We start from the raw sequence: 25,846 nt of genomic DNA, 5'->3' as shown, positions 1-25,846 counted from the left end.
ATCACCTGTCTTATCACGAATTTAATTCAGGTCTCTTCATATTGGGCGGCGGACTGTAACAGCATGTCGTGGAACGTCAATCCGTTTCGCTTCCAGTAAGCATCCAGCGGCTGGTTAAAATATTCGATGGCATGAATATCGTCATACGCAAGCATCAGATACTCGGATACCCATTCTTCTCGTACCTGGCCTAGATCGATTTCGACTGCCATAACAGGAGTATGATCGGATACGGCCCTCGGCTTCTGCGGATCGTCTTCGGACGGTAACAGACCGGATCCGACATACGACTTCCGGCTCGTTACAGAATGAATCACCGTCTGAATCCGTTCCGTACGGGGAACCGCCAGAACCATATACCCCCAATCGATTCGAGTATCATCTCCGGCACGCTGCAGGATGGGCTGTTCGACAGTACCCATCGACATCATATTCAATTGTCCATCGATTACGCGATGCTCCCAGGTCACTTGCTGATCCGGTGTATGCACGCACCACTCGCCTGTGACATCGAAGTAGATCTTTACATCATGTTCACGCCCATCCATCGAACGAACCTGAACAGTCACATAGGTTACAGGCCGGGATAACAGAAGTAATAAAGGCGTGGTGAACTTAACTTGAAGCTCAATGCCTTCCCCTTGAAACGTATAACGGGTGGTTACCGGTTCAACTGTCAATTGATGTCGAGTAAGAGAACGAGGTCTTCCTTACGGCTATTTTCCGGAAGGCTGCCGGTAAATCGGAACCAGGCACAGTCCCACAGGCTCCCCCATCGCTTGCCATGGACAAGCGTCATTTGCGTGCCCTTCATTCGATCCATGAACGATACGGGCTCGGGCGTAACCCATGCAGTCACTTCCAACTCGGCAACCGGCTCATATATCGCTTCCCGAAGATGGTTTAACATTTGTTTTAATCGTTCCGGCCTTATCGGTTCGTATGGCATGATGATTTGCTCCTCTCAATTGCATCAATCGGCTGCAGGTTCAGGTATGAATTTCGCTGGCTTCCAATCAACCTGGATCTCTGCATGGTTCGCGCCCCCATGTTCATACTGCAGCAGCACGGTTAGCGACTGCGGATCCCATACCCACCCAGCAGTTACGACTTGATCCTGAATAACGTACTGGACAGATATCGGCTCTATTGGGCAATACAATCTCGCGCTTGCCTGCAGATTGGACGGCCCTCTAGCAATGAATCGGAAGCCTGATTCCGTCTGGGCAAGCTCCTCGATTCGGGAGGAAGCAGCAATGACGGATACCTTGCCGTCCGAAGGACGTCCAGCCTCAACATCATAGAGCAGCGCTTGTTGCCCTGGACTTAACGTAACCTGATCCAGAACGGATAGCTTCGAATCGAACAAGTTCACGATCGGGCCTGAGATGTTCAACGGCTCATCGGTAATCGATTCCTCCAGAACCGAAGCGATCAGATAAGGGCCGCGCTTGAGCTTGAAATAATGTTTGGAATTCAACGGTCGTTCTGCGCCGTGAAGTGCTTCCAGCGTGGCTTGAACGGCGTGCCGCAGCTGGTCTGCCCCTGCTTTGGATAGGGTGAGGTCAGTTGGATGTTGATCTAACCAGCACACGACGCCTTTTCCTGCCTGATGGATACCGTCCGCTTTCTCCTTCAGACCAAGCTGCTCAAACAGATGCTCACGCGGCGAGTTATACTTCGGGCCAAACAGGTTATCCTTGTGGTCATTGTTCCACCATGAACGAATGCCATGATACGGGTCGCTATCATCGCCAACATAAATCAACGCCCCGCCATCCTGCACCCACTGGGCAAGAGCATTATGAATGTCCGGATACTCCGGTTTGATGAATTCATAGCTTAGAACCAGCACGCGGTAAGGATCCAAATAACCCGGATACCGCCTTACATTATCCAGCTGAAGCGGACGAACCGGTAATCCATGCTTCAGCAGCGGGAGCGACAGACCGTAAAAAGGGGAGAAATCAAGAAGCTCTGTATCCCCTTCCGCCTGAAATCCTTCAGGATCCGTACCGTCGTATTTACCGGCATCGGGCGCTTGTGGTTCCGGCTTCATCCGCTGAAACATCGCGGAGTCGGCAATCAGAACGCCAACTTGCAAGTCATCTTCTGCCGATTCGATCACTTCCTGGTCCATGTTGCCCAGCGTGTGCATGACCTGGAGCAGCGTCGTTGCATAGTCAGACGGGATGGACTCCTTACCGGAGCCATCTTCGGATGGATAAGTTCCTTGAAAGACTCTTCGCGGCCAGGGTGAAACTTCGTAATGGGCAACTCCGGGATGCAGCAGTGAGGCGACAACGGTCTTTAAGTAGTTCTGTTTGTAATCCGCCCAAGTGTGGTTCGGGTTATCCTCGATCGGATCATGCAAAAACCACATGCGTCTGTCGGTTCCGCGAACCAGCTCCTGCATCACGCCATATTCGAGGTAAGCGGTTTCAAACGTCCGTTCCTTGCGTTGCCCTTCATACACGTTCGGCGTCCTTGATGTCCCCGTCCAGATCTGTGCAATGTACCCGTCAATGGATGGAAGCTCAACGAGGCCGGATTGCGGGCTGACAATTCGCCACTGCGTATAATTGATCAAACTATGAGTCGGAACGTAAAAGCGAAGGACTCGGCCGTAACGAGTTAATGCGTATTCCTTCATCTCTGCACATAACCGGTCCAGCACGCGTGTGTATAAATGCGCTTTCAATTTAGAAGCTCGGTATTGTGCGTCAGGTGAAGCGTGTGGCGGAATCCATGGCTCTTTGTAATACAGAAGCCATTCCCGCTTAAACGCTTCCGAATATCCGCCATTCACCCAGAATTCGGGCTCCTCCAGATGAATGGCCTCTACACCCGCATCAACCGCGACGCGTATTCGATCCGCTAGATAGCGGCCAAAGGAAATCGTTGGCACCATGTAAGGAATAACCGGTCGTTTCCCATGCAGGATCATCTCCCCGTGACGATCGGTCTGCGCTTCATCCCAATGTGATAAGCCGTCAACCTCTCCGTCCAAGTAGTTGTTGTATGTCCCCCATGCGACTCCTGTCATCAGATGGACGATATATCCTTTTTCCTTCCATTTCTGAATGCGCTCCGGCATCGTTTCGTCAATTCCGTAGACCATCACAAAGTCAGTCTGAAGATCATAGTCAGGATGATACGGAGCCGATTCCTGAAACCCGGTTCGCTCTTCTCTGCGATCTTTTGGCACGTTCTATACCTCCCTGCTCAGGTTAGATGTACTTTTGCTTCTTGGTTAGCCATCATTTTCTAGAATATAATATATAATATCAATATATTCAATATGTTTTTAGAGAGAATTAAAAAAAGCCCTCTCCGTTAGTTAACGGAAAAGGCATTTCCTTAGCGTAAATATTAAGTTTGTGGAACATGGCTCGACGTTTGGCGGATCACAAGCTCAGGCTCAATCAGCAATTTGCTATAGCTCTTCACTTCTCCATGACCGCGCAATACTTCGAGCAGTTTTCCGGCTGCCTGATATCCCATATCCCATTCAAACTGCTTCACATGGGTAAATATGCTGAATTCCTCCACGATGGAAGTCGGATCGTCGAAGCTGACGATCGAAACGTCTTCCGGCACGTTAAGCCCCGCTTGCTTGGCCATCTGATAGATTTGTACGCCCAATCTCCCATTCAGCGAAATATAGGCGGTAACCATGCGGTTTCGGATATACCGGTACAGTGGATGAGCTTCGGCATCCTTGAGCACGCTCAGCGGTTTGAAATCCGTAATCATATGCGCCGGATTGATTAATGCGCCTTTGTCTTTTAAAGCATCAATGTAACCTTCGATCCGCTCCTGAACCGTGACGGTTTGAAGGGGAGAATCCGAGCATATGGCGATGTCCCGGTGTCCAAGCTCCCATAGATGTTCAACAGCAAGTCTCGTGCCCCGCCTTCCATCGGCGGCAATATAGTGGGTCTCGACCCCAGGTAAATACCGATCGATCAGCACAAAAGGAAAACCGGATAGCTTCATACCCAGTATTTCCTCGTTGTAGTTCTCCTCGTCGACCGGGAAAATCAACAGGCCTTCGGCTCCGAGAGCCTTCAGCTCTTTGATGGCATCCTTTTCTTTCTCCAGCTTGCCATCAGTCAACATGATCATGCTGCGATAACCTTCGTGATTCAGTGCCTCTTGGATTCCCTCAATGAGTCTGATCGCGAAATAATCATGGATGGTGGGCATAATCACGCCAATCATGCCCGTGGCCAGCTTCCCGTCTCTTCCCCTAAGCAGCGTTGTCGATGACTGGCCAGCAGGTGGGAAGTCAGCCTCCTCTGCTACAAAACTGCCTTTGCCCGGCACACGGGCAATCAATTTCTCATTTGCTAATCCGGTTAGGGCATTGGCAACGGTTATTTTACTGACATGAAACTGATCCATCAGCTCCTTTTCTGTCGGAATGCGGTCACCTGGCTTCATATTTTCTGCTGCTATGACGTGTCGGATATAGTCCTGGATTTGCTGATACAACGGAATTCGATCGTTTGCACTCATTCTAATCACATCACCAATTCATTCATGATATTTGAAATATATAATATATCCTTACACATACAAGCGCAATAAACAAGCATGAGTCGATCAACAGCCCATTACGACAAACCCTTGATATACCTACGTTTAAATTGCCTGATTTTCAAGAATTATAGGAAGTTTTGTCGAACTACTTGTAAAAACATTCTTGAATATATTAAATATGTGTTGATAAGCGTAGTGTTGACGGCTATTGGGCCGCAAAAGGAGGATCGATGTTTACGGATACACACGTTTCCATTTCTGACCATAGACCATAACAAGGAGTGAATTCGCCATGGCTCGTAGAGTCACGATTCTCTGTTTAGCTATCCTATGCGCTTTTTCATTAACGACCGGCGCAGCTTACGCTTCGGGAACGAATACACAGTCAGCGCAACCTAACGGCTCCAAGAACCGCGAACTGCCAAACTTCAAGAAGCCTAAGCATCTGGATGTCGCAGATATTTATAATGCGCCAGGTGACATTAAATTGTTGTTAGGGACTTTGCAGGGAATCGTTAACAGGGAAGAGCCCCGAATCTATTTGATTGAATCCCAGGAAGAAGGGAAATTAACCTGGCTTGCGGATATAAAGGTGCCTTACACGCTTCATGAAGATTATTGGGACGTGTTCTCCGCTTATCGGAGCGAGGTTAAAGGCATCATTGTATATGATCCAAAAGTTCCTGATACGATTAATGTCGCCACCACGCTCGCAGGTTTGAAGAATGCGGTCGTTGCCAGTCCGGATCTGGCCGCCCAATTGTCCAAAGCCCCGCATAATTTGAAGATCCTAGACGATCTTCGCGGCAAATTCAATAACCGGCTTGATGCTTACACCTGGCAATATGAGCATCTGTGGAAGCAGACGACTCATCAGATGCTGATCGGGCTGGATCCGGATACAGCGATTCGTATTCCTTCCGGAATGCCTGAATCGTTCGTGACGATTGCCGAAGAGAAGCAACAGGTGCGGGATGCAAGCAACCGTGATACTTATAACCTCGACCTCTCCTCGCTCATGGGAGAATCAGCGGTTTATCTGCGCTTTGATGATGCTTTCACCCAGGATGGTTGGGGACCCGCAGTACATGAAGTTACGGTCAAGGCTGACGACAAAGAGATAGCGAGATTCATTGCAGGAACCCCTGAAGAAGAGTCTTATCTCTATGATCGGCAAAACTCGAAGTTCAGTGAAGGCCAAGGCGGTCACCGCTTTGCCGATAACGGCAGTTATTTTGTGTATGAATTCACTCCGCCTGCGGGAACTCAGAAACTGACCGCTGAAGTCGATATGTGGAACCAGTACAAGGTTTCGGCAGGGAATATCCGTCCTCCCTCTGCCGAGCAGCAGGAACCCTATGGCTATTTAAGAGATTACGCCGTCGCCAATAAAGCGATGGTATTCTGGCTCGATTCCAATGTACCTGAGCAAAAGGCGCTCTTCGAGAAAATTATGTCCGATGTGAAGCCGGGCACCCCTTACCTCGGCTGGTTCAGCAATGATGTGGAAGGTGAGTTCAGCTCGGTCGAGATTGCCTCCCGTTACGGCGTCTATGTGCTGGCAGCCGATTGGTTCAGCAATCTGACGGTCTTCTCGGGAACTAAGCCGGATTTCAAGCTGGCGAAAACGCCTCCTCGGCCGGCGCTTGAGAACAAAATTTACGTAACATACACCTTTACGGAAGGCGACAACTTTCAATATAACCAGCATCGCATGCGCGTCATGTGGGATGACCCGGCCAGAGGCAAGGTTCCGATAAACTGGACTTCAAGCCCACTGCTCTATGAAGGTGCCCCTGCCATATTGAATTACTATCAAAACACGGCAACGGAGAATGATTTGCTTATTGCCGGGCCTTCCGGTGCCGGTTACTTCTATCCGAGTCCATGGCCTGATGCAAGCTTCCGGGCGTTTTTGCAGCAAACCGAAAAGTATATGAGAAAGACAGGAATGACAATCCCTTATGTACTGAACCGAGTTGATAGCGAGAATGTGCCGTTGTCACCGGATAAAGCAAAAGCTTATGAGGAGGAATATAACGTACCTGGGTTATTTATTAGTTATGAAGACAAATACGGAATTGAAATTATCGGCGACAGCCTGCCCGTGTCTACGATCCGCGGGATCAGCACCGTTCAAGACGGATTGCAGGTGCTCAATGAAGCCAAGGCGAATTGGGATGGTAAGTCACCGTTGTTCGTCTCGCTCGGTATGTTAGCATGGAGTATGACTCCATCCGATGCGCTGGCCCTGACCGAACAGCTCGGGGCAGATTTCAAAGTCATTCGCGCCGATCATTATTTCTCCTTTATTCGCGAAAGCTACAACTTGCCAATCAAGAAATGATCATTCCCGTTAAACAAGTGACAGATATTTAAGGGCATCGCAGGTCCGATTATAATTGGATCTGCGATGCTTTTGTTATGCAATAGAACTACTGCCCCAACCCTTGGTTACGGGCTTTGGAGACAATAGTTAATGATATTAAATATAGTTAATTAACGTCATTAATTGACGACACTTTCGCCATTCATTGATTATATTTAATGTGATTAATTAATTTAATTAATTACATTAAATAATTGAGGTCAACGGTATGGTTACTGGATAGAAATCATTTTCTTAGAGCAGTAAAAACCCACGACTTCATGTTCTCCATGCATCCTCTAAAAACCAGAACGGCCCCCCCACTCCACACAATTGCCAACCCGATTTTCGATGTTTCGCTAATTAACAGACAGATGATTTCCCCTGATTATTTCTTGGGTAATCGCAAAAACCACATCCATTCGACAGGCGATCCGACTTTTCCATGAAACCGATTCGCATTCCCGGTCCCAACTTAGTAAGTAATTAATGACCTGATATCCCCTCCCCATTCTGTTCGCAGCCACATACAGGATGGTTGTACTTCTTCACCTCATACATAAAATGCGGATAATGGAGAATACTCACTGTATCGAATTAGCATGTATTCCCTCATATGGAGAGTAGTATAATGGCCACAACCAAAAAGATATCCTTGATCGATGTATATTTCATCATGCTGTTATCCTTGGGGATAACCAATCACGTAATCCTGATCCCTCTTCTTCTGCAAACCGCAGGCCGCGATGCATGGATGGGCACCCTGATGACCATGATCCTTCATATCGGCTGGGTTTACATTTTGTTTTTTATCATGAAGCGAACACACCAACAGTCTATAATCGCCTGGTTCAAAGATTCTTTTGGTCCGGTCATGGGTTGGATATTCGCCAGCATAATAACACTCTACTTTTTTTGGATGTCCATGGTGATATTAAGAGAAACGGCGACCTGGATTCATGTCACCTACTTGCCGAGAACGCCCAAAACGGTCGTCTCGCTCACCCTTATCCTGTTGTGCGTATATGTGGCAAATAACGGTATTCGCTCGATAGCCATCATATCCGGAATCCTGCTTCCCACTGTATGGGTGTTGGGACATTTTGTAGCTGTGTCGAATCTTCAATATAAGGACTATTCATTGTTGACGCCCCTACTCGTGGAAGGATACACGCCTATGCTCAAAAGCATGATCGTAGCCGGCGGCGGGTTTATGGAGATGATCGTGCTGATCTTTCTTCAGCATCACATGAAACGAAAGATGAACTACCTCTCGATTGTCATATTATCTATTCTTCTGGGCGGACTCACGCTGGGACCATTGATGGGAGCTATCGCCGCATTCGGACCTGTTCCCGCCATGGAATCCCGCTATCCCGCATACGAACAGTGGATGCTGGTCACCATTACCAAATATATAACGCATGTCGATTTTCTGGCTTTGTACCAATGGATATCGGGCACATTAATTCGTATTTCTCTGTTCCTGTTTATCATGGCGGACGGTATTTCCTTTAAAAAACCAAAACAGCGCCTTTGGTATTTATTAGGAGTGGGTGTCGCATTGTCTGTCTTTTCCTTAATTCCGGTAATCGATAGACAAATCGAGTTATTCGTTCTGGGCAAATACTCGCTGGCATTCTTAGGCATTCTTTCCGTGCTGACGCTTTTCATTGCGATTGCAGTAGCATTTAAACCTAAAACAAACGGAGGATAAAAGATGACAAATCACAGACCTCGAAACGGTATGTTCCGCCGAAAATCGAAACAAACCAGGTTTAATGTGGACCGTGAGCCCGCATCCGACACGTTGGATGAGGAATCCCTGCGTTCCATGTTTGCCAATTCCGCGGATGTCGTCATCAAATCTTTCCCGGGAAAGCATGAAGATGCTATTCCCGTATTGCTGCTGTACAGCGAAGGCATGGTTGATTCCAAGGTGATGACCCAATATGTGCTGCCAGATCTGGAAGAAAAACTGGAACGCTTCAATGATTGGGAGCCGTTAGCCAGAGAACTGGATAAATCGATGGAATGGAGCAAAATTAAACAGCCTGCCGATGTCGTAAAGTTTCTGTTTGCAGGACGAATGATACTATTTTTTTTAACAGAAAAATGCTTTTATTCCATCGATCTCGCCGCGCGTCCGAATAGACAACCTGAGGAATCCAATACGGAGGTGGCTATCAAAGGGGCGCGCGACGCTTTTACGGAGGATTTAAACATGAACGTGGCACTTGTCCGAAAACGACTTCGCACGGCCACACTCCACAATGAACAAATGATCATCGGCGATCGCAGTCAGACCAGAGTAGCGCTTCTGTATGTTTCCGATATTATACGCCCGGAGATTGTCAACGAGGCTAAAGAGCGTTTAAAAGGGATCAAAGTCGATGCTCTGGTAACCAGCGGTCAGCTGGAGGAGGCGCTTTCCGATTCTACCCTGTCCCTGTTTCCACTTATGGACTACATTGGCAGGCCGGATTTTGTCGTGGAGTGCTTGCTTAAAGGGCGTTTTACCATTCTTGTGGATGGATCGCCAATGGCATTGATTGCACCATGCAACTTACTGGAATTATTAAAAACACCAGAAGATTCTTATTTCCCTTACCACTTTGTAATCTTTGGGCGACTTCTCAGGTTGTTAGGTCTATCTCTTGCCATTATGCTCCCGGGATTTTGGGTTGCCTTGACATGCTACAACATGGATCAGCTTCCCTTTCTCCTTCTTGCGACCGTCACCGTCTCCAGATTCGGGCTTCCGCTCTCCGCGCCAATGGAGATCTTATTAATGCTGGGCATGTTCGAATTATTCAGGGAGGCTGGGATCAGGCTGCCCAAAGCAGTCGGTCAAACCATTGCTGTCCTGGGCGGTCTGATTATAGGCGATGCTGCCATCCGCGCGGGACTTACGTCACCCACCATGCTGGTTGTATCTGCAACAACCGCAGTTGCGACTTTTACATTAGTCAATCAAACACTAAGCGGGACGGTCAGCATTATTCGTCTATATGTGCTGGTATGGTCTTCCTTGCTAGGCATGCTCGGATTCTTCATCGGAATATTAAGTCTCATTGCCTACCTCTCTGTATTGGAATCCTTCGGTCTTCCGTATCTAGCTCCTCTATCACCATTAACCTACAAGGATCTGTTGAGCTCCCTCTTAAAAAAACCATGGGCTTTCAACAAAAACCGACCGGAAATGCTTCAGAAGATAGATGACACATCTGAAGAAAGGGAACCTACATGAGATGACAATTTGCGTCAGAATCATAAAATTAATGTTGTTAATGGTAATTCTAAATCTGTTAACGGGTTGCTGGGACATCAAGGAAATACAAGACATGAATTACATCACAGCCATCGGCATCGATCAGGAGGACGGTAACTTCGTTGTATATACCCAAATGATGGATTTTACATCCGTAGCCAAAACCGAAACCGGAAAGGCGGAAAAGCCATCCCAGGTGTGGACTTCCAAAACAAAGGGTAAAACATTGGACATGGCGATAAACGCCCTATACGATACCTTACAGGAACGAACCAGTTGGAGCCATATTTCCTGTATTCTACTTAGTGAGAACGTGCTGAAATCAAATGTCCTAACCAAACTGGATACCATCGGCCGGTATCAGGAGGTTCGTATGACACCTTGGGTATATGGTACAAAAGACTCCATCGATCAATTGTTTACTGTCCCTGCGTTTTTCAACCTCTCCCAATTGAATACGTTAGCTCATGAACCTACTGAGGAGTTTAAACAAAAATCCTATATCGTACCGATTCGATATTTCGATTTCATGGCGCTGATTACAGAACCAGCCAGCACGGTGTTGATTCCTAATCTGTCGGTTGATAAAAAGACCTGGAGCTTAAACCAAAAAGATAATCCGAAATTGGTGATTAACGGAGTATTTGCTATATCTAAAGGGGTATCGAATGGATTATTCACCAATGATAAACTCACAGGCTTGCGTTGGCTGGAAACCGATACGAAACGATCTCACATCCTGATCACGAATAAGCGCGGCGAATATGCAGGGGTCGTGGTATTAACAAATCCCAAAGTTCGCAAAGAATTAGTTATTGTTAACGGCATGCCCAAATACCGCGTTCATCTGAAGTTAAATGGAAGCGTGGATGAAGCTCTCGATGACATGACCAAGGCTGAAATCGAAATACAGGCAGCAGCGGAAGTGCGGGAGGAAATTCTAACTACGTTTAAAAACGGGGTTGCTTCAAAAACGGACCTATTCAGCTTGGAGCACCTTTTTTTTAAGAAAGATTCCCGACTTTGGAAAAAAACATATCAGTCGTCTTCCCAACCGATTGATCCAGGCGCTCTGGAATCGGTTCAAGTAAAAGTCCATCTGGAGCATGCCGGCATGAAGTTGCTGCCTCATCATAAAGGTCCGAATACCCCAACTTCCCAAAACGAACCAAACTCCTAATTCAGCTATAAAGGAATCCATGACAAAGGCAGCCTGTTCTAATGATCAGAACGGCTGCCTTCAGATTGAAGCGTAAATTCGATATGTCATATATATGAAAGATAAATAAACGTTTATGGAGATTGGTTTATTTAAACCCATTTAGTTATACGACAACTTCAACGCCGTCTTCCTCGAACAAATCATCATACGCAACGTAGAGGCCTATAGCCGAGGCAATTAATACTAAAATGGCTGCAATAAACGCCAATTGTTTAACCGTCGCTTTTTTCGAATTTCCTTGTCTGCGTTTTCTTTGCGTTCCTTGGCCCATACTACATACCTCCCGCTTCCATGCCATTACCATAAAATATGAATTGGATATGAAAATGTTGTTAGGCAAAGTACGCTTATATCGTATTCTGGTTCTAATGGTAAGTTTGCTCCAGTTTTTCGATTACTATCTTCAATTGATCACAGAAGATCAGCAAAGTTTGCTGAAAAATGCTCTTATATCCTCTATAAGTGATTCCGGGTCTGCCATGGCAACCATATGACTGCCACTCTCTCGATTCGACCAGTGGATAATGTTGTTCTTGGTTTCAGCAATACGCCGGAATACAGAACCTCCCCCATGGGAAACCCCTGTCGGTACTTTCATCTGATTTGTTGGCATCCCAGCTGCTCCTTCATAATAGGTCCAGGACGAGGAAGCAGCTGTCTGCGTGAACCAATAAACGCCTGCGTTAGTGAGCAGCAGATCTTTATGGATCGGTTCTTGAGGGATCTCTTCCGTGTTGTTGGGCCATCCGTCAAATTCTTTAAACCGCTCAACAAGGTAAGCAAGTCCTGCCACCGGTGAGTCAAGAAGCCCATAACTTAGTGTTTGCGGCCGGTTGGTCAGATAAGGTGCATAACCACTCCCTCCCGCAAACAGCTCGGTTAGATGGGAGATTTCGGCCATTTCCTCCTCACGGAGCCCGTCCAATTCGCTCGGATCTCCCATTGGGATACCTAGCCCTCCTGTAATATGAACACCAATCATATGCTCAGCGTCAAGGATAGCCAGCTCGGGGGAAACTAGTGCACCAGCATCATTGCCATGGGCACCGTAACGATCATAACCGAGCCTGCGCATCAATTCGGCCCAAACTCGGGCAACGCGTTGGATGCTCCACGGTGTCTCATCTGCCGGCTCCGGAAAAGTGGAAAAGGCGAACCCTGGAAGTGAAGGTGCCACGATATGGAACGCCATGCTTGGATCTCCACCGTATGCTCTTGGATTGGATAATGGTCCAATGATATTCATGAATTCAACAATGGAATTTGGCCAACTATGCGTCATGATCAACGGTAGGGCATGAGGCTCGGGAGATCGTACATGAAGAAAGTGGATCTGCTGACCCTCAATGTCTGCTATAAACTGCGGAAATGCATTGAGTTTTTGCTCATGCTCACGCCAGTCATATTCATTCTGCCAGTATTCCACCAGCTCTTTAAGGTATAGGGCAGGAATGCCCCGATTCCAACCACCTCCAGGTAATTGGGAAGGCCACCGAGTTTGGGCAATACGAGTCTGCAAATCGTCAATGTCCTTTTGAGGTACGTGAATGTGGAAGGGACGCACGGAAGTTTCAGAACCCTGGTACTTGATATCAGCTTGATCATGAGTCATAGATTTACCTCGCTCTCGAGTTTTACTTCATGATAAAAGCAAAACACTGACGGCAATGTGTCAGTGTTTCCTAAAAAGATCTCTCATATGGTGAGGGTGCCCCATTATCCCGCAATAAAAAAACAACCCGTGATATACACGGGTTCTGGTACGTAATTAATGTTTTTATCGATTGACCATCTATGGGTTGTTAAAGTGAAGCACCATGCCTGTTTTGTCATCGGATTTTTTGAATCTTGCATGTTTTAAGCACTCAGGGTCAGCCTCTTCGATCTCTATTAATTCGCGCGCGTACTGCTCAACGCCCGTTTCGAGTATACGCTGTGCGACATGTTCCCAGTAAGAACGATGACTCGGCACATCCTTGGTAGGCCAAAACAAACCATCCGATAACATGATTACGTGCTTCAATCGTGACCTGTTGATCTTTCCGTATTCGAGAAAATGGGCGGCGTGGGCTTCCCCGTTTAATACGCCATAGCCTCCATTCGTGTTACTCTGAAAGCGATTCTCCCTGATGATATCAATCACCGTCCCGTGGAGGTCTTTTTGATTGGACAATCCCTTACTCACGCCCTCCTCCCATTTTGCGATCGCCGGAGATTCTAAATGAGCGACTTGCCTCCAGGTTAACGGGCGAACCTCCCCATCTTGGTATACGGCAAGAATCATGCAGTCGCCTGTCTGAATAAATTCCACACGGTCCTCTTGAATTTGAACAAGAGCAAGGGCAGTACCCCAGAGGCCATCTTTTTTCTTCATATTAATATTCGCTTGCAGCATAAGTTCTCTTAGCTTTTGGTTTGCTGCCGCAACATGCTCCGTAAGCTGTTCAACTCGGTCCAGTGATTCGAAGTAGTTCTTCACGGTTTGAGCAGCGATGTATCCTCCGGTTTCCTTCTTGTTGCTGAGGTATGGGACGATAGATGAAACCCCATCTAACACGCCATACAATGAGGCCCGCTCATTTATGACAAGTGCATCTTCATTTAAAAAGTGGATTCCCCTATGCGTGAATTGCTCAACGGTTAACATAACGATCCTCCTGTCGATTCCTATTCGATTTACTAGATTTGCTATCTGCCCCTTGCAGCCTGCCAAAAGACAAGACACGTTACAAGTATTGCAAGCATGAAGCTGCTGATGGCCGGAACGACAAGCTGTAATACAAACGTCATCCCTTCACCATCAACAACCGTCATCATGGCCATGAGCATAACCAGAATATAGATCACCACAAATACACACCAAAAAGGTAGAACCGGATACGAATGATCTCTTTGCGTTGATGCTACATACAAGTGGCGATGAATCCAGCATAAGATCAGGACCAACCCGAACAGGCTGCTGCCGTGCTGACATAATTTATACACCGGAATTTGTACGGGGCCGATATGTATCAATTGGGTGAGGAAGGGAATCTGATTGAGCAGCGATTTCTTCTTCCACCAAGGCATCGTGGTGACGGGATGAGCGAATGTAAACGGCATAAGATCTCCTAACTGCTGCGAACGATGGCAATAGCTAGTTTTTTACTATTCTAACAGATTCGCTCTCGTAAGGGATGAAGATAATTTCACCTTTATAAAAAGGGACAGGCATTTGCCTATCCCTTCACCTACTTTATTGAATTAAAGCAGCTCGCGTGCAAGCAGGCGATAAACCTCCAGCCGCTTTTCCTGCGAATGCGGAATGCTGCATATCATCGCTTCCTGGAATCCGTAGTGCGCTTGCTCTTCCTGTAAGCGTGCCGCGATATCCTTTACCGCTCCCACAAGATGAATCTTGCGGCCTTCCTGAATAGCCATCCGGTCGATTTCCGTTAAGGACACATTCTGAGCTTCTTCGGGCGTCAGCACCTGCGTAATCCGGCCCTTGCTCATCATCAATCGGAAAATATCCTGCGGCAGCGCTTCATACTCGGCTTCTTCCTTCGTTTCGGCCGTTGTCACCATATAGGATACGTTAATCTCCGGCTTTTCCATGAATATGGATGGTTGGTAGTTATCGCGGTAATGATCTAATATCTCGTTGCTCATCGCTCCGTTAAAGAATTGCGCGAAGGAGTACCCGACCCCCATCTGAGCCGCTTTTAAGGCACTGTTGCCGCTGGAACCGAGCAGCCACACTTCCGGCAGGGCAACTTCGGTTGGAGCAGCGGCGTTTTTAGCATACAGCTCATCTTCCGGGACCTCATCACGAAGGAGCTGCATGGTTACGGCCAGCTTATCATACATGTTATGAAGCATCAGCTGCCGCCCTTCAGACAAAGCGTACATCGCACTTGTATCACCGCCTGGCGCTCGTCCTACACCGAAATCAATCCTGCCCGGAGTAAAAGCGCTTAACGTCTTAAACACTTCCGCGAGTTTTAGGGGAGAATAATGCATCATCATGACCCCGCCGGTACCGATGCGAATCCGATCGGTTTTTGCCGCAAGCCGGGCTGCCGTCACTTCTGGTGCGGAGCTGGCAAACGTATTTCCCCCATGATGCTCGGCCATCCACATTCGGCTGTATCCCAATTCATCTGCCAGAATAGCCAGTTCTTCCGCTTTTTTCAAGGCCCCTTCCGCTGTGTTGCCGCTTGTTACGGGTGCCTGATCCAATACGCTTAGTCTCATGAAATTTCATCCCTTCCTCGGTTAGATGACCATTTTGTTGTTGATCCATTCCTCTAAAGCCGCAACCTTATCCTTAAAGCGTTCACCGCACATCTCCTCTGACAGCGAAGCAATGGTCTCCCGCTTTAATACAGCCTTCCAGGATGATTCCGCTTCCTCCATTAAATCGGATAACAGACAGCAGCTCTCTTCTTTTTCCAAATCCAGCATGTCTACCAGAATTCCGTTGCATGAATAGAGGGACTGCTGTCCTTCCACCGCGAGGTATACGTCGTATACACGGATATTCTCCGGTTTCTTTTTTAATCTAAAACCGCCTTTGATACCGGGTACTGATGTGATGATGTCAGCTGTTACCAGCTTCCTTAACAGTTTCTGAAAATAGGTTGCCGATGTACCCAACTGCTGGCTAATCGCTTCCCCGGGCAGTACGGCCTTGTCCGGCAGCATATTCAATAGAACCAGGGCATACACCGACTGTTCCACGCCGGTTTTCATATGCATCTAACAGCACCTCAATTCACGAAAATATCAGTTCGTTCGTTATCTAAACTACATACGCATCTATCCATTAACGATTAAAGCGGATAAACAATATCCACGTTATATCTTATATGAATTCGAACCGAATGTAAAATCATTGCCAATCTGATGCAATGAGGAAAACAACCAATCTACATCCAAGTGCCAAGTCATTAGTTCATATGATGAAATAAACGCCTCTAACTTAAGGTCTCATAAAATAAAAAAGTCGCGCTAAGCGCGACTTTCAGGCTGTTCTGTTATTCCATGTATATTTCGCTATGAGCATATAATTTCCGTAATGCAACCATCTATGCTTCGTCCCATAACCGCTTCAGATTGTCCAGACCCAGCCGGGTTCCTTCCCGGCATTCTTCCATACCTTCGAATTCCAGCGTAATATCTCCGTCATAACCTTCAGTCTTAATGAGACGCAGAATCCGGCGAACATCGATATCACCCTGGCCGAAGATCGAGCCTCGAAGGTAATTGCCGTGGGATGTTCTGAACCATTTCCCCCCACCCGGGTCCTGATCAAACGGACGATAATAGAAGTCTTTCACATGGATGAGCGAGGCAAACGGTAAATTTCGTTTCACACCAACAAGCGGCTGCTCGTCAACGCATAGAAAGTTCCCGATATCCAGCGTCGTCTTGAAGTTCGGGCGGTCGACCGCCTGAAGCACACGCTGTACACGATCGCTCGCCTGTACGCTCACGCCATGGTTCTCGATTGTTGTCGTAATACCATAAAAGTCTGCGTAATCTGCTATGAGCCGACATCCTTCCACAATCATATCCAGATGGGTTTCCACATAATCAATGCCCATCTTCTCCGGCGGCAGCGTGAACGCCGTCACGTCATGACGCATATGCTTCATTCCTAAACGATTCACCGTATCCACATGGCGCTTGATCCGCTCGACCTCGACATCGAAGGCGTCCCGGCTCTCCTGGACAAAATTAGCGGGCATCGAATAGTTGGATAACGCGATGCCGACTTTCGCCGCCCGCTCACGCACCGCATCGGCAAGCCCGGGATTGTCCTCCAGCGTAAATCCGTAGGGCACGATCTCCATGTGCTGCCCGCCGTTCTCCGCGATCCAATCCACCACATCCAGCACCGTCATCTCTCCTGCACGGATAGCGGGCAGCAAACTGTAGGTGCTTACGCCAACTCTCATCCTGCAATCCCTCCTTTATTTGCTTCTTCCATCATACGCTTCCTGATAAATTTCCAGATAGCGGGTTACGTTCATTGCTTCCAATTGCTTAACGTAACCATCCCAGTCCTTTTCCAGATCGGCATCGCCGATCACGAAGCGGGCCATCATTTCATCAACATAATCATTGATCGTCTTGGACAGATCCGCTACCTCGGACGCCTGCTCGTTCGTTAGAAATAACGGCGGCACGGTGCTGACATCCGTAGGTTTGTAAGGTTCGTATTTATTTTTCGTTTCATTGTACAGAATGACTTCCAGATCGTCGTCTCCTTTGGCAACGGCGCTCAGGCGGAAATCATTCGTCCGCAGACTCGGACCGGTTTGAATCCAGGCTATATTCTGTACCGTGCCGTAAGACTTCAGCTCTGACCAGACCGCGGGCTCTCCGTTGATGCCGATCTCTCCGTCCTTTGCGTCCCGCCATTCCTCGTCCGGGCGACCATACACGCTTCGCAGCGTATGCTCCCGTTCGTACAGCCCATCCGCCCATCGCAGGGCAAGCTCAGGATGCTTGGCCTTCTTCGTGATGACAAAGGCACCCGGATTCAATCCGGTGGAATCCAGAGCAGCATAGCGAACTCCGTTCGGTCCTTTGAGCGGCGGTACCGTCTTATATTCCAACCATCTTCCGCTTTCGCCGAGGAGTTGGGTAAATATACCCTGGTGCCCGCCGGTTGAAGCGCCAAGAAGTACGTTATCGGGGTTCTCGCCGATCTGGATCAGCTGATTGTCATCCTGCGTGAATGACTCCGGAGCGAGCAGCCCCTCAGCGTACAGCTTATTCATGTACCGCAAGCCTTCCCTCCACTCCGGTTTGTTGAAGGCGACGTCAAGCTTATCGTCTTTTATGAATATATGCTTGTAACTTGAGCCGTAAACCGGATTATAGATGAAGGAGTTTAACAGGAACGCATCAATGGAAGAGCTCCAGGATTTCGGTGAAATCGACAACGGAATTTCATCCTGGACGCCATTCCCGTTCGGGTCTTGTTCTTTAAAAGCTTTCAGCACCTCGTACAACTCATCCGTGGTTTCCGGCATCTCCAGATTGAGTTTCTTCAGCCAAGGCTCGTATATCCACATTTTCTGGCTCATGGAACAGTGGTAGCATTCATTCACTTCCGGAAGCGCATAAATATTGCCGTCCAGCGCCGTTATTGTGGATTGGATCTCCGGGTTATCCTGGAATATTTTCTTCGTATTCGGCCCCTGCTTCTCAATCAAATCATTCAACGGAAGAAAGGCGCCTTGCGAGCCGTATATCATCTGCTGCGCCGGCGAAATATTTAAACCCATAATGACGTCGGGATAATCCTCGCTGGCAAGAACGAGATTCAGCTTCTCCTGCATGCTCTGCTCCGGAACGACCTCCCACTCGATGTGCACATTCGTTTTTTCTTCATACCATTTGGTGAATTCATTCGTTTCGAAATTCTCGACCAGCGGATTTCCCCGCACCATCACCTTTAACGTGGTTTTCTCTTGTACCAGCGGATAGGTCCCCGGTGCGGATAAGGCGATTGGCTCGGTACCCGCATTTGGCGTCTTATCCGAGCCCTTCGGGCTCTGTGAACCCGTACAACCTGCAAGAAGGATACTGAATGCGGTGAATGCCCCCATGATCACCCGTGTTCTTTTTCTCATAACGTCCCGCCCTCCTGAAATATGGATGTTTTATCCCTTTAATGATCCGATCATGACCCCTTTGACAAAAAATTTCTGCAAAAACGGATATACGATCAACAGCGGTACCGAGGTCACCACGATCAGCGAATATTTCAGCAGCTCCCGCAGCCCTTGCCGGGCCGCAGCGGTTTTGGCATCGCCGAGCATTTCGATATTCACCTCGTTCTGCACCAGAATATCGCGAAGCACGAGCTGGAGCGGGTACAAATCCGCGCTCTTCAAATAAATCATCGCGTTGAAATATTGATTCCAGTGTCCAACGGCATAGAACAAGGCAATGACAGCCAAGATCGGACCCGAAAGAGGCAGCACGATGCGCCACAGGAAGCGAAAATCCGTACAGCCGTCCAGCTGTGAAGCCTCCAGCAGTTCCTGCGGGATGGTCGTCTGGAAATACGTGCGCATGATGATGACATTCCACACCGACAGCGCCCCCGGAATCAGCATCGACCATATCGTGTCAATCATGCCGAGATCCTTCACCAGCAGGTAGGTCGGGATCAACCCTCCATTAAACAGCATCGTGAACACGAACAGCAGCATGAACATGTTTCTACCCCGAAAATCTTTGCGTGACAACGGGTATGCTGCCATGACGGACAGAATGAGATTGATCATCGTGCCTGCCAGCGTATAGAACAGCGTGTTCATAAAGCCTTTGGCAACCATCGTATTTTTGAATACCGCACGGTAGCCTTCGAGGGTCGGTTCGACGGGCCACAGCCATACCTTTCCCGACAAGACCGCGCTGCTGGAACTGAATGAGGCGCTGACTACATATATCAGCGGATACAACACAATGATTAGGAAAACGGATAACATCGCGTAGTTGACCACCGTAAAAACGCGATCCGAGCCGGATTCCTTCATGGCAGGTGATTGCATACAAGTCCCCCCTTCCTTACCATAGACTCTCCTGCTTCAGCTTTTTGGCCGTTTGGTTCACGATCAACAGCAGCACGAAACCGATGATCGCTTTAAACAACCCAATCGCCGTGGCATATGAAAAATTCATTGCTTGGGATACCAATCCTACCTTGTACACGTACGTGTCAATGACTTCGGATGAACGCAAATTCAGTGCATTCTGCATTAACAGAATTTTTTCGAAGCCGGTCTCGAGCATTTGCCCCGTATTCAGAATGAGTAAAATCATGGCGATGGGCATGATGCCCGGGAGATCAATGTGGCGCATCCGCTGCATCTTCGTGGCTCCATCCATGACGGCTGCTTCATGGAGAGCCGGATCAATCCCTGAAAGCGTTGCCAAAAAAATGATGCAGGAAAACCCGACATTCTGCCAAATATGGGACCATACATAAATCGACTGAAACCAGGAGGCCTCCGCCATGAAATGAAACGGACCCAGGCCGATCCAGCCGAGCATCGTATTGATGAGTCCCGTTCTTGGATCCATAAACTGCAGCATCAAGCCCACCAGCACGACCAGAGAGATGAAATAAGGCGCGTATGTAACCATTTGGACGGTATTCTTGAAGCGCCGGTTCCTTACATAATTCAGTCCAAGTGCAAGCATAATGGGAAACGGGAAACTGGCTATCAGTGTGTACAAGCTGATGGAGAACGTATTCTTCAGCAATCGCCAGAATTCATGCGATTTAAAGAAGCGTTCGAACTGGGCAAATCCTACCCATGGACTTCCGTTGATCCCCTTCGTGACGTTGAACTCTTTAAACGCAATTTGCGCGCCGTACATCGGCACATACTTGAAAATAATGATGTACAGCAGCGGAAGAAAAAAAAGCGCATACAACTGCCCGCTACGGATGATGCTCTTCCAGCCACTCAGCGGCTACCACTCCAATCTTCAATGGATTCGTCCCGGGTGCGGTCCGTGATTGGAGTATATACAGCTGCGTGGATCAGCGTAAATCTTCATGTTTCCGGTCGATTATTCAGAATTTTAGAATGGGCTGTTATTCATCATTCATGCACTGTGCATTTCTTTAGATTAAGCATGTTCTTCTGCGCGTTGAAGACGTCTATACTCGGTCGCGCTAATGCCGTTTACCCGTTTAAACGCACGGCTGAAGGTGTTGAGTGAGAGATAGCCAACAGAAGCAGCAATGTCACTTACCGGCCTGTCGCTTGACGCCAATTCCCGCTTCGCCTCATCCATTCGGAGTTGCTCCAGATAGTCCGAGAAATTCAAGCCTGTTTGCTCCTTAAAGAAGTAAGACACATAAGCCTCAGAGGTGCGTGTTTCCCGGGCGAGCGCGGTTAAACTCAAATCACTTTCCCCATAGTGCCTCTCGATATAGGTAAGCAGTCGGCTCGTTAAATGGTCATTATGGCTCTTCTTCCTCTCCTCGTTTTTCCGACAGAGCCGAATAAAAGTACTATAGAGTACGTTCATGGCTTCGGCTGGGGGCAGAACCGGATTTAATGCTCGGATGACGGCTTCCATTTCCTCCGTTCTGCCGCTTCCATCTTTCCCTGTGGGTTCGCAGCATTTCATTAAGGTACCGCTAAGTTCCTGGGCAAGGAGCTTCTCCACGGCCATCGGCAATTGCCGCTCCGACCTGTTCTTCTCCTTGATCTGCAGCAGCAACTGCTGCGTCTCATCCACATTGCCTGCCTTCACAAGCTGGATCAACCTCATCTCTTCATCGGCCGGGTAATAATAGGAGAAGGCCGGCGTTTCCATCTCAGCATGATATAAGATAGGAGCCTTCTCGCTCCATCCTGCATGATGAAGCACAAACCTGGCCTCCCCGTAGGAACGGTATAGCTCAGCAATGCTGGACTGGCACTCGCCTACGGCCATATAAAGGCCTGTATCTGAGATTCCGCTCAATTGCTCGTAAATTACCCGTATATTCGCTCGCATCTGTGTCATAAAATCCGCATTGTCTACTGCCGTTCCCGACAGGATCAGGACCAATTGGTTTTCACCAAAATCATGCAGCAGCACCTCCTCCCCGCATAATGCTTGAAGCCGGTCGCGGAGGTTGATTTTTACAATATCGAGCTCCATCAGCATCTCTTCCATAAACGGCTCCTGATATCCCCGAATATGAAGAAGCGCAACCGCATGGTGAGATCCCCGAAGCTGGACTTGTGCGTGTTCCATGGCAGCCTCTATCTCCTGCATCGACGTGAAGCTACCCTTCAGAAGCCTGTCAACCACGACATTTCGCAGCATCGGAATCTGCTCTTCCAACCGTTCCTTCAGCGTATCATGACTTTCAATCAGCTCGGACACGGAATGTCCGATATAATCAACCGCGTTACGAGAAACCACATGTTTTGCATCCCGTGAGGATGACGGCAGAAGCTGGAGGATCTTAAGGAATGGTCTGCTGCTTCGATATGCAAAATAGCCGGCGATCCCAAACCCCAGCAGAAGAGCTGTGATAAAGATCGTCAATGTCAGCTGTTTAATATAATTCACCTTTTGCAGCACCACGGATTTCGGTTGAGCGGATACATAGCTCCAGCCATTGTATTTGGACGTGGATTGCGTCACCAGCATTTCCTGTCCGCCCAATTGGATATGGGAGTAGCCCCCTCGTTTGGGAAGCGCTTTCAAAATATCCGGTTCTTTCAAACCTATGGAACTGATCAAGTTGCCGTTCTGATCCGCTATGTAGGCAAAACCCTCTTGTTCCGGATCGACTTTGCGAAGCATGTCCTGAATCTGCATGTTGTTAATCAGTACAGTAACAACCCCGCTGCTCATTTTATTCCCGAAGGATTGCATATAGCTGACAACCGAGTAAGGTTTGCCTTCATACACGACCGAACGGCCCGGGGCATACGTTTTATAATGATACTGCCCAAACAGAGCTTGCTTCCACTCGCTTAATGACTGGTCGTCATAGTGCAGCTGCAAACGATAATACTGGTCCGCCGTATACACCTTACGAGGTGAAACGATCATGTTGCTGTTCCTGTAAGCAATGTAATAATCCAATATGAAATGATTGAACAATTTGTAATTAAACAAACTCTTTTCCAAATCCCATAGACGGTAAGGACCTGTTCCGACAAACGGTTCTTTCTCAAATTGAAAAGACAGCACCTTCGATTCGCTCGACATCTGCCGTGCCATGTTCTCGATTTCAGCAAATCTCTGATCCAGCGCTTCCTGGATTTGCTGCAGAGCGGCGGAGGTGCTTCTTACCGTCTCGCTTTCGATAAGACCTGCAGTCTTCCCATAAGCAAACCATCCAACCAATAGGGAGCCCACCAAAATGACAGCATACGGTATAAAAAATCGAACCAGCAGCGCTGCCTTCTCCCCGGAAATGGATTTCACCGCTTTAATCCCCCTTTCATCCCTTCAGATATGATCCAATATAACAAAGAAAACGACATATAGTCAGTAGACCAAAAGGCACTCTTTATAGTCAATCTTGAACACCATTCCCATCACAAGTTTGATAAAAACAGTCATTTGGAGACTGTCGGCATTTCATCCGTAAATTGGTTATCTCCTTCTCCTTCCCTTATACTGGATAGGAAACTATCATTTTCGAGAGGAGACCCTATATGACAAATGCGAACGAATCTCTGAAAAATGCATTGTTTACGAAGGAATTTACCCATAACCCTTATCCTGTATACGAGAAATTGAGGCAAAGCGATCCCATACTGAATCTGCAATTTCCCGATGGACGTTTCGGCTGGCTGATCAGCAATTACGAGGAAGCTGTTGAAGCGCTCAAGGATGTCCGATTTAGTAAAGACGTCGCTAAAGCAATGGGGCAGGAACAGACCAGCGTGTTTAGCACTAATATGCTGTTCTCCGATCCGCCAGATCACAAACGGCTTCGCGGATTAGTCCAAAAGGGCTTTACTCCGCAGCGAATTGCGGATATGCGGGACCATATTCAAGAGATCGCGGACAACCTGCTGGATGCTGTCTCCTCCAAAGAAACCATAGATCTCATTGATGAATATGCGTTCAAACTTCCTATTATCGTGATAAGTGAAATCCTTGGCGTGCCTACGGAGGACCAAGACAAGTTTCGGATATGGTCCAACTCCATCATCGGCGCTTCCAACCAGGAAATGAACGAGCAAGTAGTCCAGCATATGAATGAATTTATCGCTTATTTGAAGGATTGGTTTGCCAAGGTTCGCGAACAGCCGGGCGATGATATGATCAGTCAGCTTGTCATTGCCGAGAATCAGGGTGATCGCTTATCCGAACAGGAGTTATATGGCGTCGTCACCCTGATGATCATAGCCGGTCATGAAACGACGGTAAACCTGATCGGTAATGGTGTGCTTGCCTTATTGGAGCATCCCGAACAACGCAAGCTTCTGCAGGAACAACCCCAACTCATTCATGGTGCGATTGAGGAAATGCTTCGCTACAACGGTCCCGTTGAATTCAGCACCTCACGTTGGGCGGCGGAGGATATGGATTTTCATGGTGTTCATATGAAGAAAGGCGACTTGGTTGTCATCGCTTTGAACTCCGCTAATCGGGATGCCTCACAATTTGAGGACCCGGATATCTTTGATATTACCCGGGAGAAGAGCCAGCATTTAGCCTTTGGCAAAGGGATTCATCTCTGCCTGGGAGCTCCCCTTGCCAGACTGGAGGGTGAAATCGCAATCAACACGCTGCTCCATCGCTACCCCAACTTTGAGCTGCAACGGGACATCGGTGAGCTTGAATGGAGACCGGGTATGATTGTCCGCGGTGTGAAGGAAATTCCGATTTCACTTCATGCCTAATGTGCAACAACATGAATGACTGCTTCCATGAAAAAGGCGAACCCCTAACAGGATTCGCCTTTTGACTATGTTGCAGTCTTATTGATTACATATTATTTATTATGTAAACTAACTTCCTGGGAACGGTGAAATGTTCGAGATTCCCGCTATTACCGATACAGGTCGTGCCACCATCTTATTCATTGAAGCTGTGCCTGAGGGGATATTGGATGTTTTTAAAGGCATCAAGAACTCTTCCGAATTTGTGGCACGTATGGCGAATGTAATTGAAGAGCATTTTCCTCCTATATATGAACGAATCGATATGGATCGGTTTGCACTCATCGCGTTTCGTTAAGTCAAATCCTACGATAACGGATCCTAAATCCTAAATAAGGAATAAATCGCTCCCTAGTCCAAGCTCCATGACTAGGGGTTATTGATATGGCAAAAATGGGTAAAATTAATTAGTAGAACCCTTTTAGAACGAAACACCTCAAAGTTTTCATTAAATGAAAGAAGCTGAGCCGAATGAAGTCTGCTAAAACCAAAGAAAATCAATCTCAGCGCATAAGATACTCCGCGCGTAATTTATGGTCAGGAATCTTATTCGGATTAGGTCTGGTCGGTTTTATCGATGAGGCTGTGTTCCACCAATTGCTGCACTGGCATCATTTCTACGATAAGTCTACAAACGATATTGGACTTGTCTCCGATGGACTGTTTCACGCGTTCAGCTGGTTCGCGACCATCGGCTCTTCGTTCATGCTTGCCGATCTGCACCGCCGGCATGCGTTCTGGTTGAAACGGTGGATTGGAGGTATCCTGCTTGGAGGCGGCGCCTTCCAGCTGTATGATGGTATCATTCAGCATAAATGGATGCGGCTGCATCAGATTCGTTATAACGTCGATATCAGTCCCTACGATTGGGTCTGGAACCTGATTGCTGTGGGCATGATCCTAGTTGGTATAATTCTCATCGTGCGAACTCAAAACCGAACTCTATCCAGGGAGGCCTGATCTCATGATGAGTAACCATACGCTTGTTCATGGGGCTGGAATGTCTGGAGGCTCTGCTT

22 protein-coding genes are annotated in these 25,846 nt (G+C 47.8%); 7 read left to right on the top strand and 15 right to left on the bottom strand.

The window, feature by feature from the left end; genetic code table 11:
* Nucleotides 1-26: 26 nt before the first annotated feature.
* The 4 genes from MHH48_RS17125 to MHH48_RS17110 all read right to left on the bottom strand — a co-directional run bounded on the left by MHH48_RS17125 (nt 27) and on the right by MHH48_RS17110 (nt 4,521).
* The gene (locus tag MHH48_RS17125; protein ID WP_083659708.1) at nt 27-680 is read right to left on the bottom strand and encodes a DUF5127 domain-containing protein; all 654 of its coding nucleotides are present in this window, start codon (nt 678-680) and stop codon (nt 27-29) included.
* On the bottom strand, nt 677-949 hold the full coding sequence (locus MHH48_RS17120; RefSeq protein ID WP_256720595.1) for a hypothetical protein: 273 nt from the start codon (nt 947-949) through the stop codon (nt 677-679). The genes MHH48_RS17125 and MHH48_RS17120 overlap by 4 nt, the downstream gene beginning before the upstream one ends.
* A gap of 24 nt (nt 950-973) precedes the next feature.
* The gene (locus tag MHH48_RS17115; protein WP_076323456.1) at nt 974-3,208 is read right to left on the bottom strand and encodes a hypothetical protein; all 2,235 of its coding nucleotides are present in this window, start codon (nt 3,206-3,208) and stop codon (nt 974-976) included.
* A gap of 164 nt (nt 3,209-3,372) precedes the next feature.
* On the bottom strand, nt 3,373-4,521 hold the full coding sequence (locus MHH48_RS17110; RefSeq protein ID WP_076323455.1) for a GntR family transcriptional regulator: 1,149 nt from the start codon (nt 4,519-4,521) through the stop codon (nt 3,373-3,375).
* Nucleotides 4,522-4,837: 316 nt separating this feature from the next.
* On the opposite strand from MHH48_RS17110, the gene MHH48_RS17105 reads away from it, so the two are divergent.
* From MHH48_RS17105 to MHH48_RS17090, 4 genes are all read left to right on the top strand, one after another.
* Nucleotides 4,838-6,892 (top strand): GxGYxYP domain-containing protein, encoded by a 2,055-nt coding sequence (locus MHH48_RS17105; RefSeq protein WP_076323454.1) that lies wholly within the window; start codon nt 4,838-4,840, stop codon nt 6,890-6,892.
* Between the two features lie 652 nt (nt 6,893-7,544).
* Nucleotides 7,545-8,630, top strand: a complete 1,086-nt coding sequence (locus tag MHH48_RS17100; protein ID WP_076323453.1) for an endospore germination permease — start codon at nt 7,545-7,547, stop codon at nt 8,628-8,630.
* Between the two features lie 3 nt (nt 8,631-8,633).
* The gene (locus tag MHH48_RS17095) at nt 8,634-10,163 is read left to right on the top strand and encodes a spore germination protein (RefSeq protein ID WP_076323452.1); all 1,530 of its coding nucleotides are present in this window, start codon (nt 8,634-8,636) and stop codon (nt 10,161-10,163) included.
* Nucleotides 10,132-11,364, top strand: coding sequence for a Ger(x)C family spore germination protein (locus MHH48_RS17090; protein WP_144023469.1), 1,233 nt, complete (start codon nt 10,132-10,134; stop codon nt 11,362-11,364). The genes MHH48_RS17095 and MHH48_RS17090 overlap by 32 nt, the downstream gene beginning before the upstream one ends.
* A gap of 145 nt (nt 11,365-11,509) precedes the next feature.
* Here the strand turns inward: MHH48_RS17090 and MHH48_RS17085 are convergent, their stop codons facing one another.
* The 11 genes from MHH48_RS17085 to MHH48_RS17035 all read right to left on the bottom strand — a co-directional run bounded on the left by MHH48_RS17085 (nt 11,510) and on the right by MHH48_RS17035 (nt 23,358).
* Nucleotides 11,510-11,677: a hypothetical protein gene (locus MHH48_RS17085; protein WP_179090650.1), complete on the bottom strand. Its 168-nt coding sequence runs from the start codon at nt 11,675-11,677 to the stop codon at nt 11,510-11,512.
* A 150-nt stretch (nt 11,678-11,827) separates the two neighbouring features.
* A complete protein-coding gene (locus tag MHH48_RS17080) occupies nt 11,828-13,018 on the bottom strand; it encodes an epoxide hydrolase (protein ID WP_076323450.1) in 1,191 nt (396 codons plus the stop codon).
* A gap of 180 nt (nt 13,019-13,198) precedes the next feature.
* Complete coding sequence (locus tag MHH48_RS17075; RefSeq protein WP_076323449.1) at nt 13,199-14,053, bottom strand: protein phosphatase 2C domain-containing protein; 855 nt, start codon at nt 14,051-14,053, stop codon at nt 13,199-13,201.
* Between the two features lie 41 nt (nt 14,054-14,094).
* Nucleotides 14,095-14,508, bottom strand: coding sequence for a DUF4184 family protein (locus MHH48_RS17070; RefSeq protein WP_076323448.1), 414 nt, complete (start codon nt 14,506-14,508; stop codon nt 14,095-14,097).
* A 141-nt stretch (nt 14,509-14,649) separates the two neighbouring features.
* Complete coding sequence (locus MHH48_RS17065; protein WP_076323447.1) at nt 14,650-15,642, bottom strand: LLM class flavin-dependent oxidoreductase; 993 nt, start codon at nt 15,640-15,642, stop codon at nt 14,650-14,652.
* A 21-nt stretch (nt 15,643-15,663) separates the two neighbouring features.
* Nucleotides 15,664-16,146 carry an Rrf2 family transcriptional regulator gene (locus MHH48_RS17060; RefSeq protein ID WP_076323446.1) on the bottom strand — a complete coding sequence of 161 codons (483 nt, stop codon included), beginning with the start codon at nt 16,144-16,146 and terminating at the stop codon, nt 15,664-15,666.
* Between the two features lie 329 nt (nt 16,147-16,475).
* Nucleotides 16,476-17,348: a sugar phosphate isomerase/epimerase family protein gene (locus MHH48_RS17055; RefSeq protein WP_076323445.1), complete on the bottom strand. Its 873-nt coding sequence runs from the start codon at nt 17,346-17,348 to the stop codon at nt 16,476-16,478.
* 15 nt (nt 17,349-17,363) lie between these two features.
* Nucleotides 17,364-19,034: an ABC transporter substrate-binding protein gene (locus MHH48_RS17050; RefSeq protein ID WP_076323444.1), complete on the bottom strand. Its 1,671-nt coding sequence runs from the start codon at nt 19,032-19,034 to the stop codon at nt 17,364-17,366.
* Nucleotides 19,035-19,064: 30 nt separating this feature from the next.
* Nucleotides 19,065-19,961: a carbohydrate ABC transporter permease gene (locus MHH48_RS17045; protein ID WP_076323443.1), complete on the bottom strand. Its 897-nt coding sequence runs from the start codon at nt 19,959-19,961 to the stop codon at nt 19,065-19,067.
* A 16-nt stretch (nt 19,962-19,977) separates the two neighbouring features.
* Nucleotides 19,978-20,850 carry an ABC transporter permease subunit gene (locus tag MHH48_RS17040; protein WP_076323442.1) on the bottom strand — a complete coding sequence of 291 codons (873 nt, stop codon included), beginning with the start codon at nt 20,848-20,850 and terminating at the stop codon, nt 19,978-19,980.
* Between the two features lie 198 nt (nt 20,851-21,048).
* Nucleotides 21,049-23,358 (bottom strand): helix-turn-helix domain-containing protein, encoded by a 2,310-nt coding sequence (locus tag MHH48_RS17035; RefSeq protein ID WP_076323441.1) that lies wholly within the window; start codon nt 23,356-23,358, stop codon nt 21,049-21,051.
* A gap of 233 nt (nt 23,359-23,591) precedes the next feature.
* Between MHH48_RS17035 and MHH48_RS17030 the strand changes: the two genes are divergently transcribed.
* The 3 genes from MHH48_RS17030 (at nt 23,592) to MHH48_RS17020 (ending at nt 25,787) form a co-directional block, all read left to right on the top strand.
* Complete coding sequence (locus tag MHH48_RS17030) at nt 23,592-24,788, top strand: cytochrome P450 (protein ID WP_076323440.1); 1,197 nt, start codon at nt 23,592-23,594, stop codon at nt 24,786-24,788.
* A gap of 130 nt (nt 24,789-24,918) precedes the next feature.
* Entirely contained in the window at nt 24,919-25,125 is a 207-nt protein-coding gene (locus tag MHH48_RS17025; RefSeq protein WP_076323439.1) for a styrene monooxygenase/indole monooxygenase family protein, read from the top strand.
* Nucleotides 25,126-25,298: 173 nt separating this feature from the next.
* Nucleotides 25,299-25,787, top strand: coding sequence for a DUF2243 domain-containing protein (locus MHH48_RS17020; protein ID WP_076323438.1), 489 nt, complete (start codon nt 25,299-25,301; stop codon nt 25,785-25,787).
* The last annotated feature ends 59 nt before the right edge of the window (nt 25,788-25,846 follow it).

Origin of the sequence: Paenibacillus sp. FSL F4-0100 (assembly GCF_037993005.1) — a bacterium.
Taxonomy (GTDB): Bacteria; Bacillota; Bacilli; order Paenibacillales; family Paenibacillaceae; genus Paenibacillus_AQ.
Note: the sequence above shows the minus strand (reverse complement) of the source record. Positions and strands in the feature narration are given on the sequence as shown.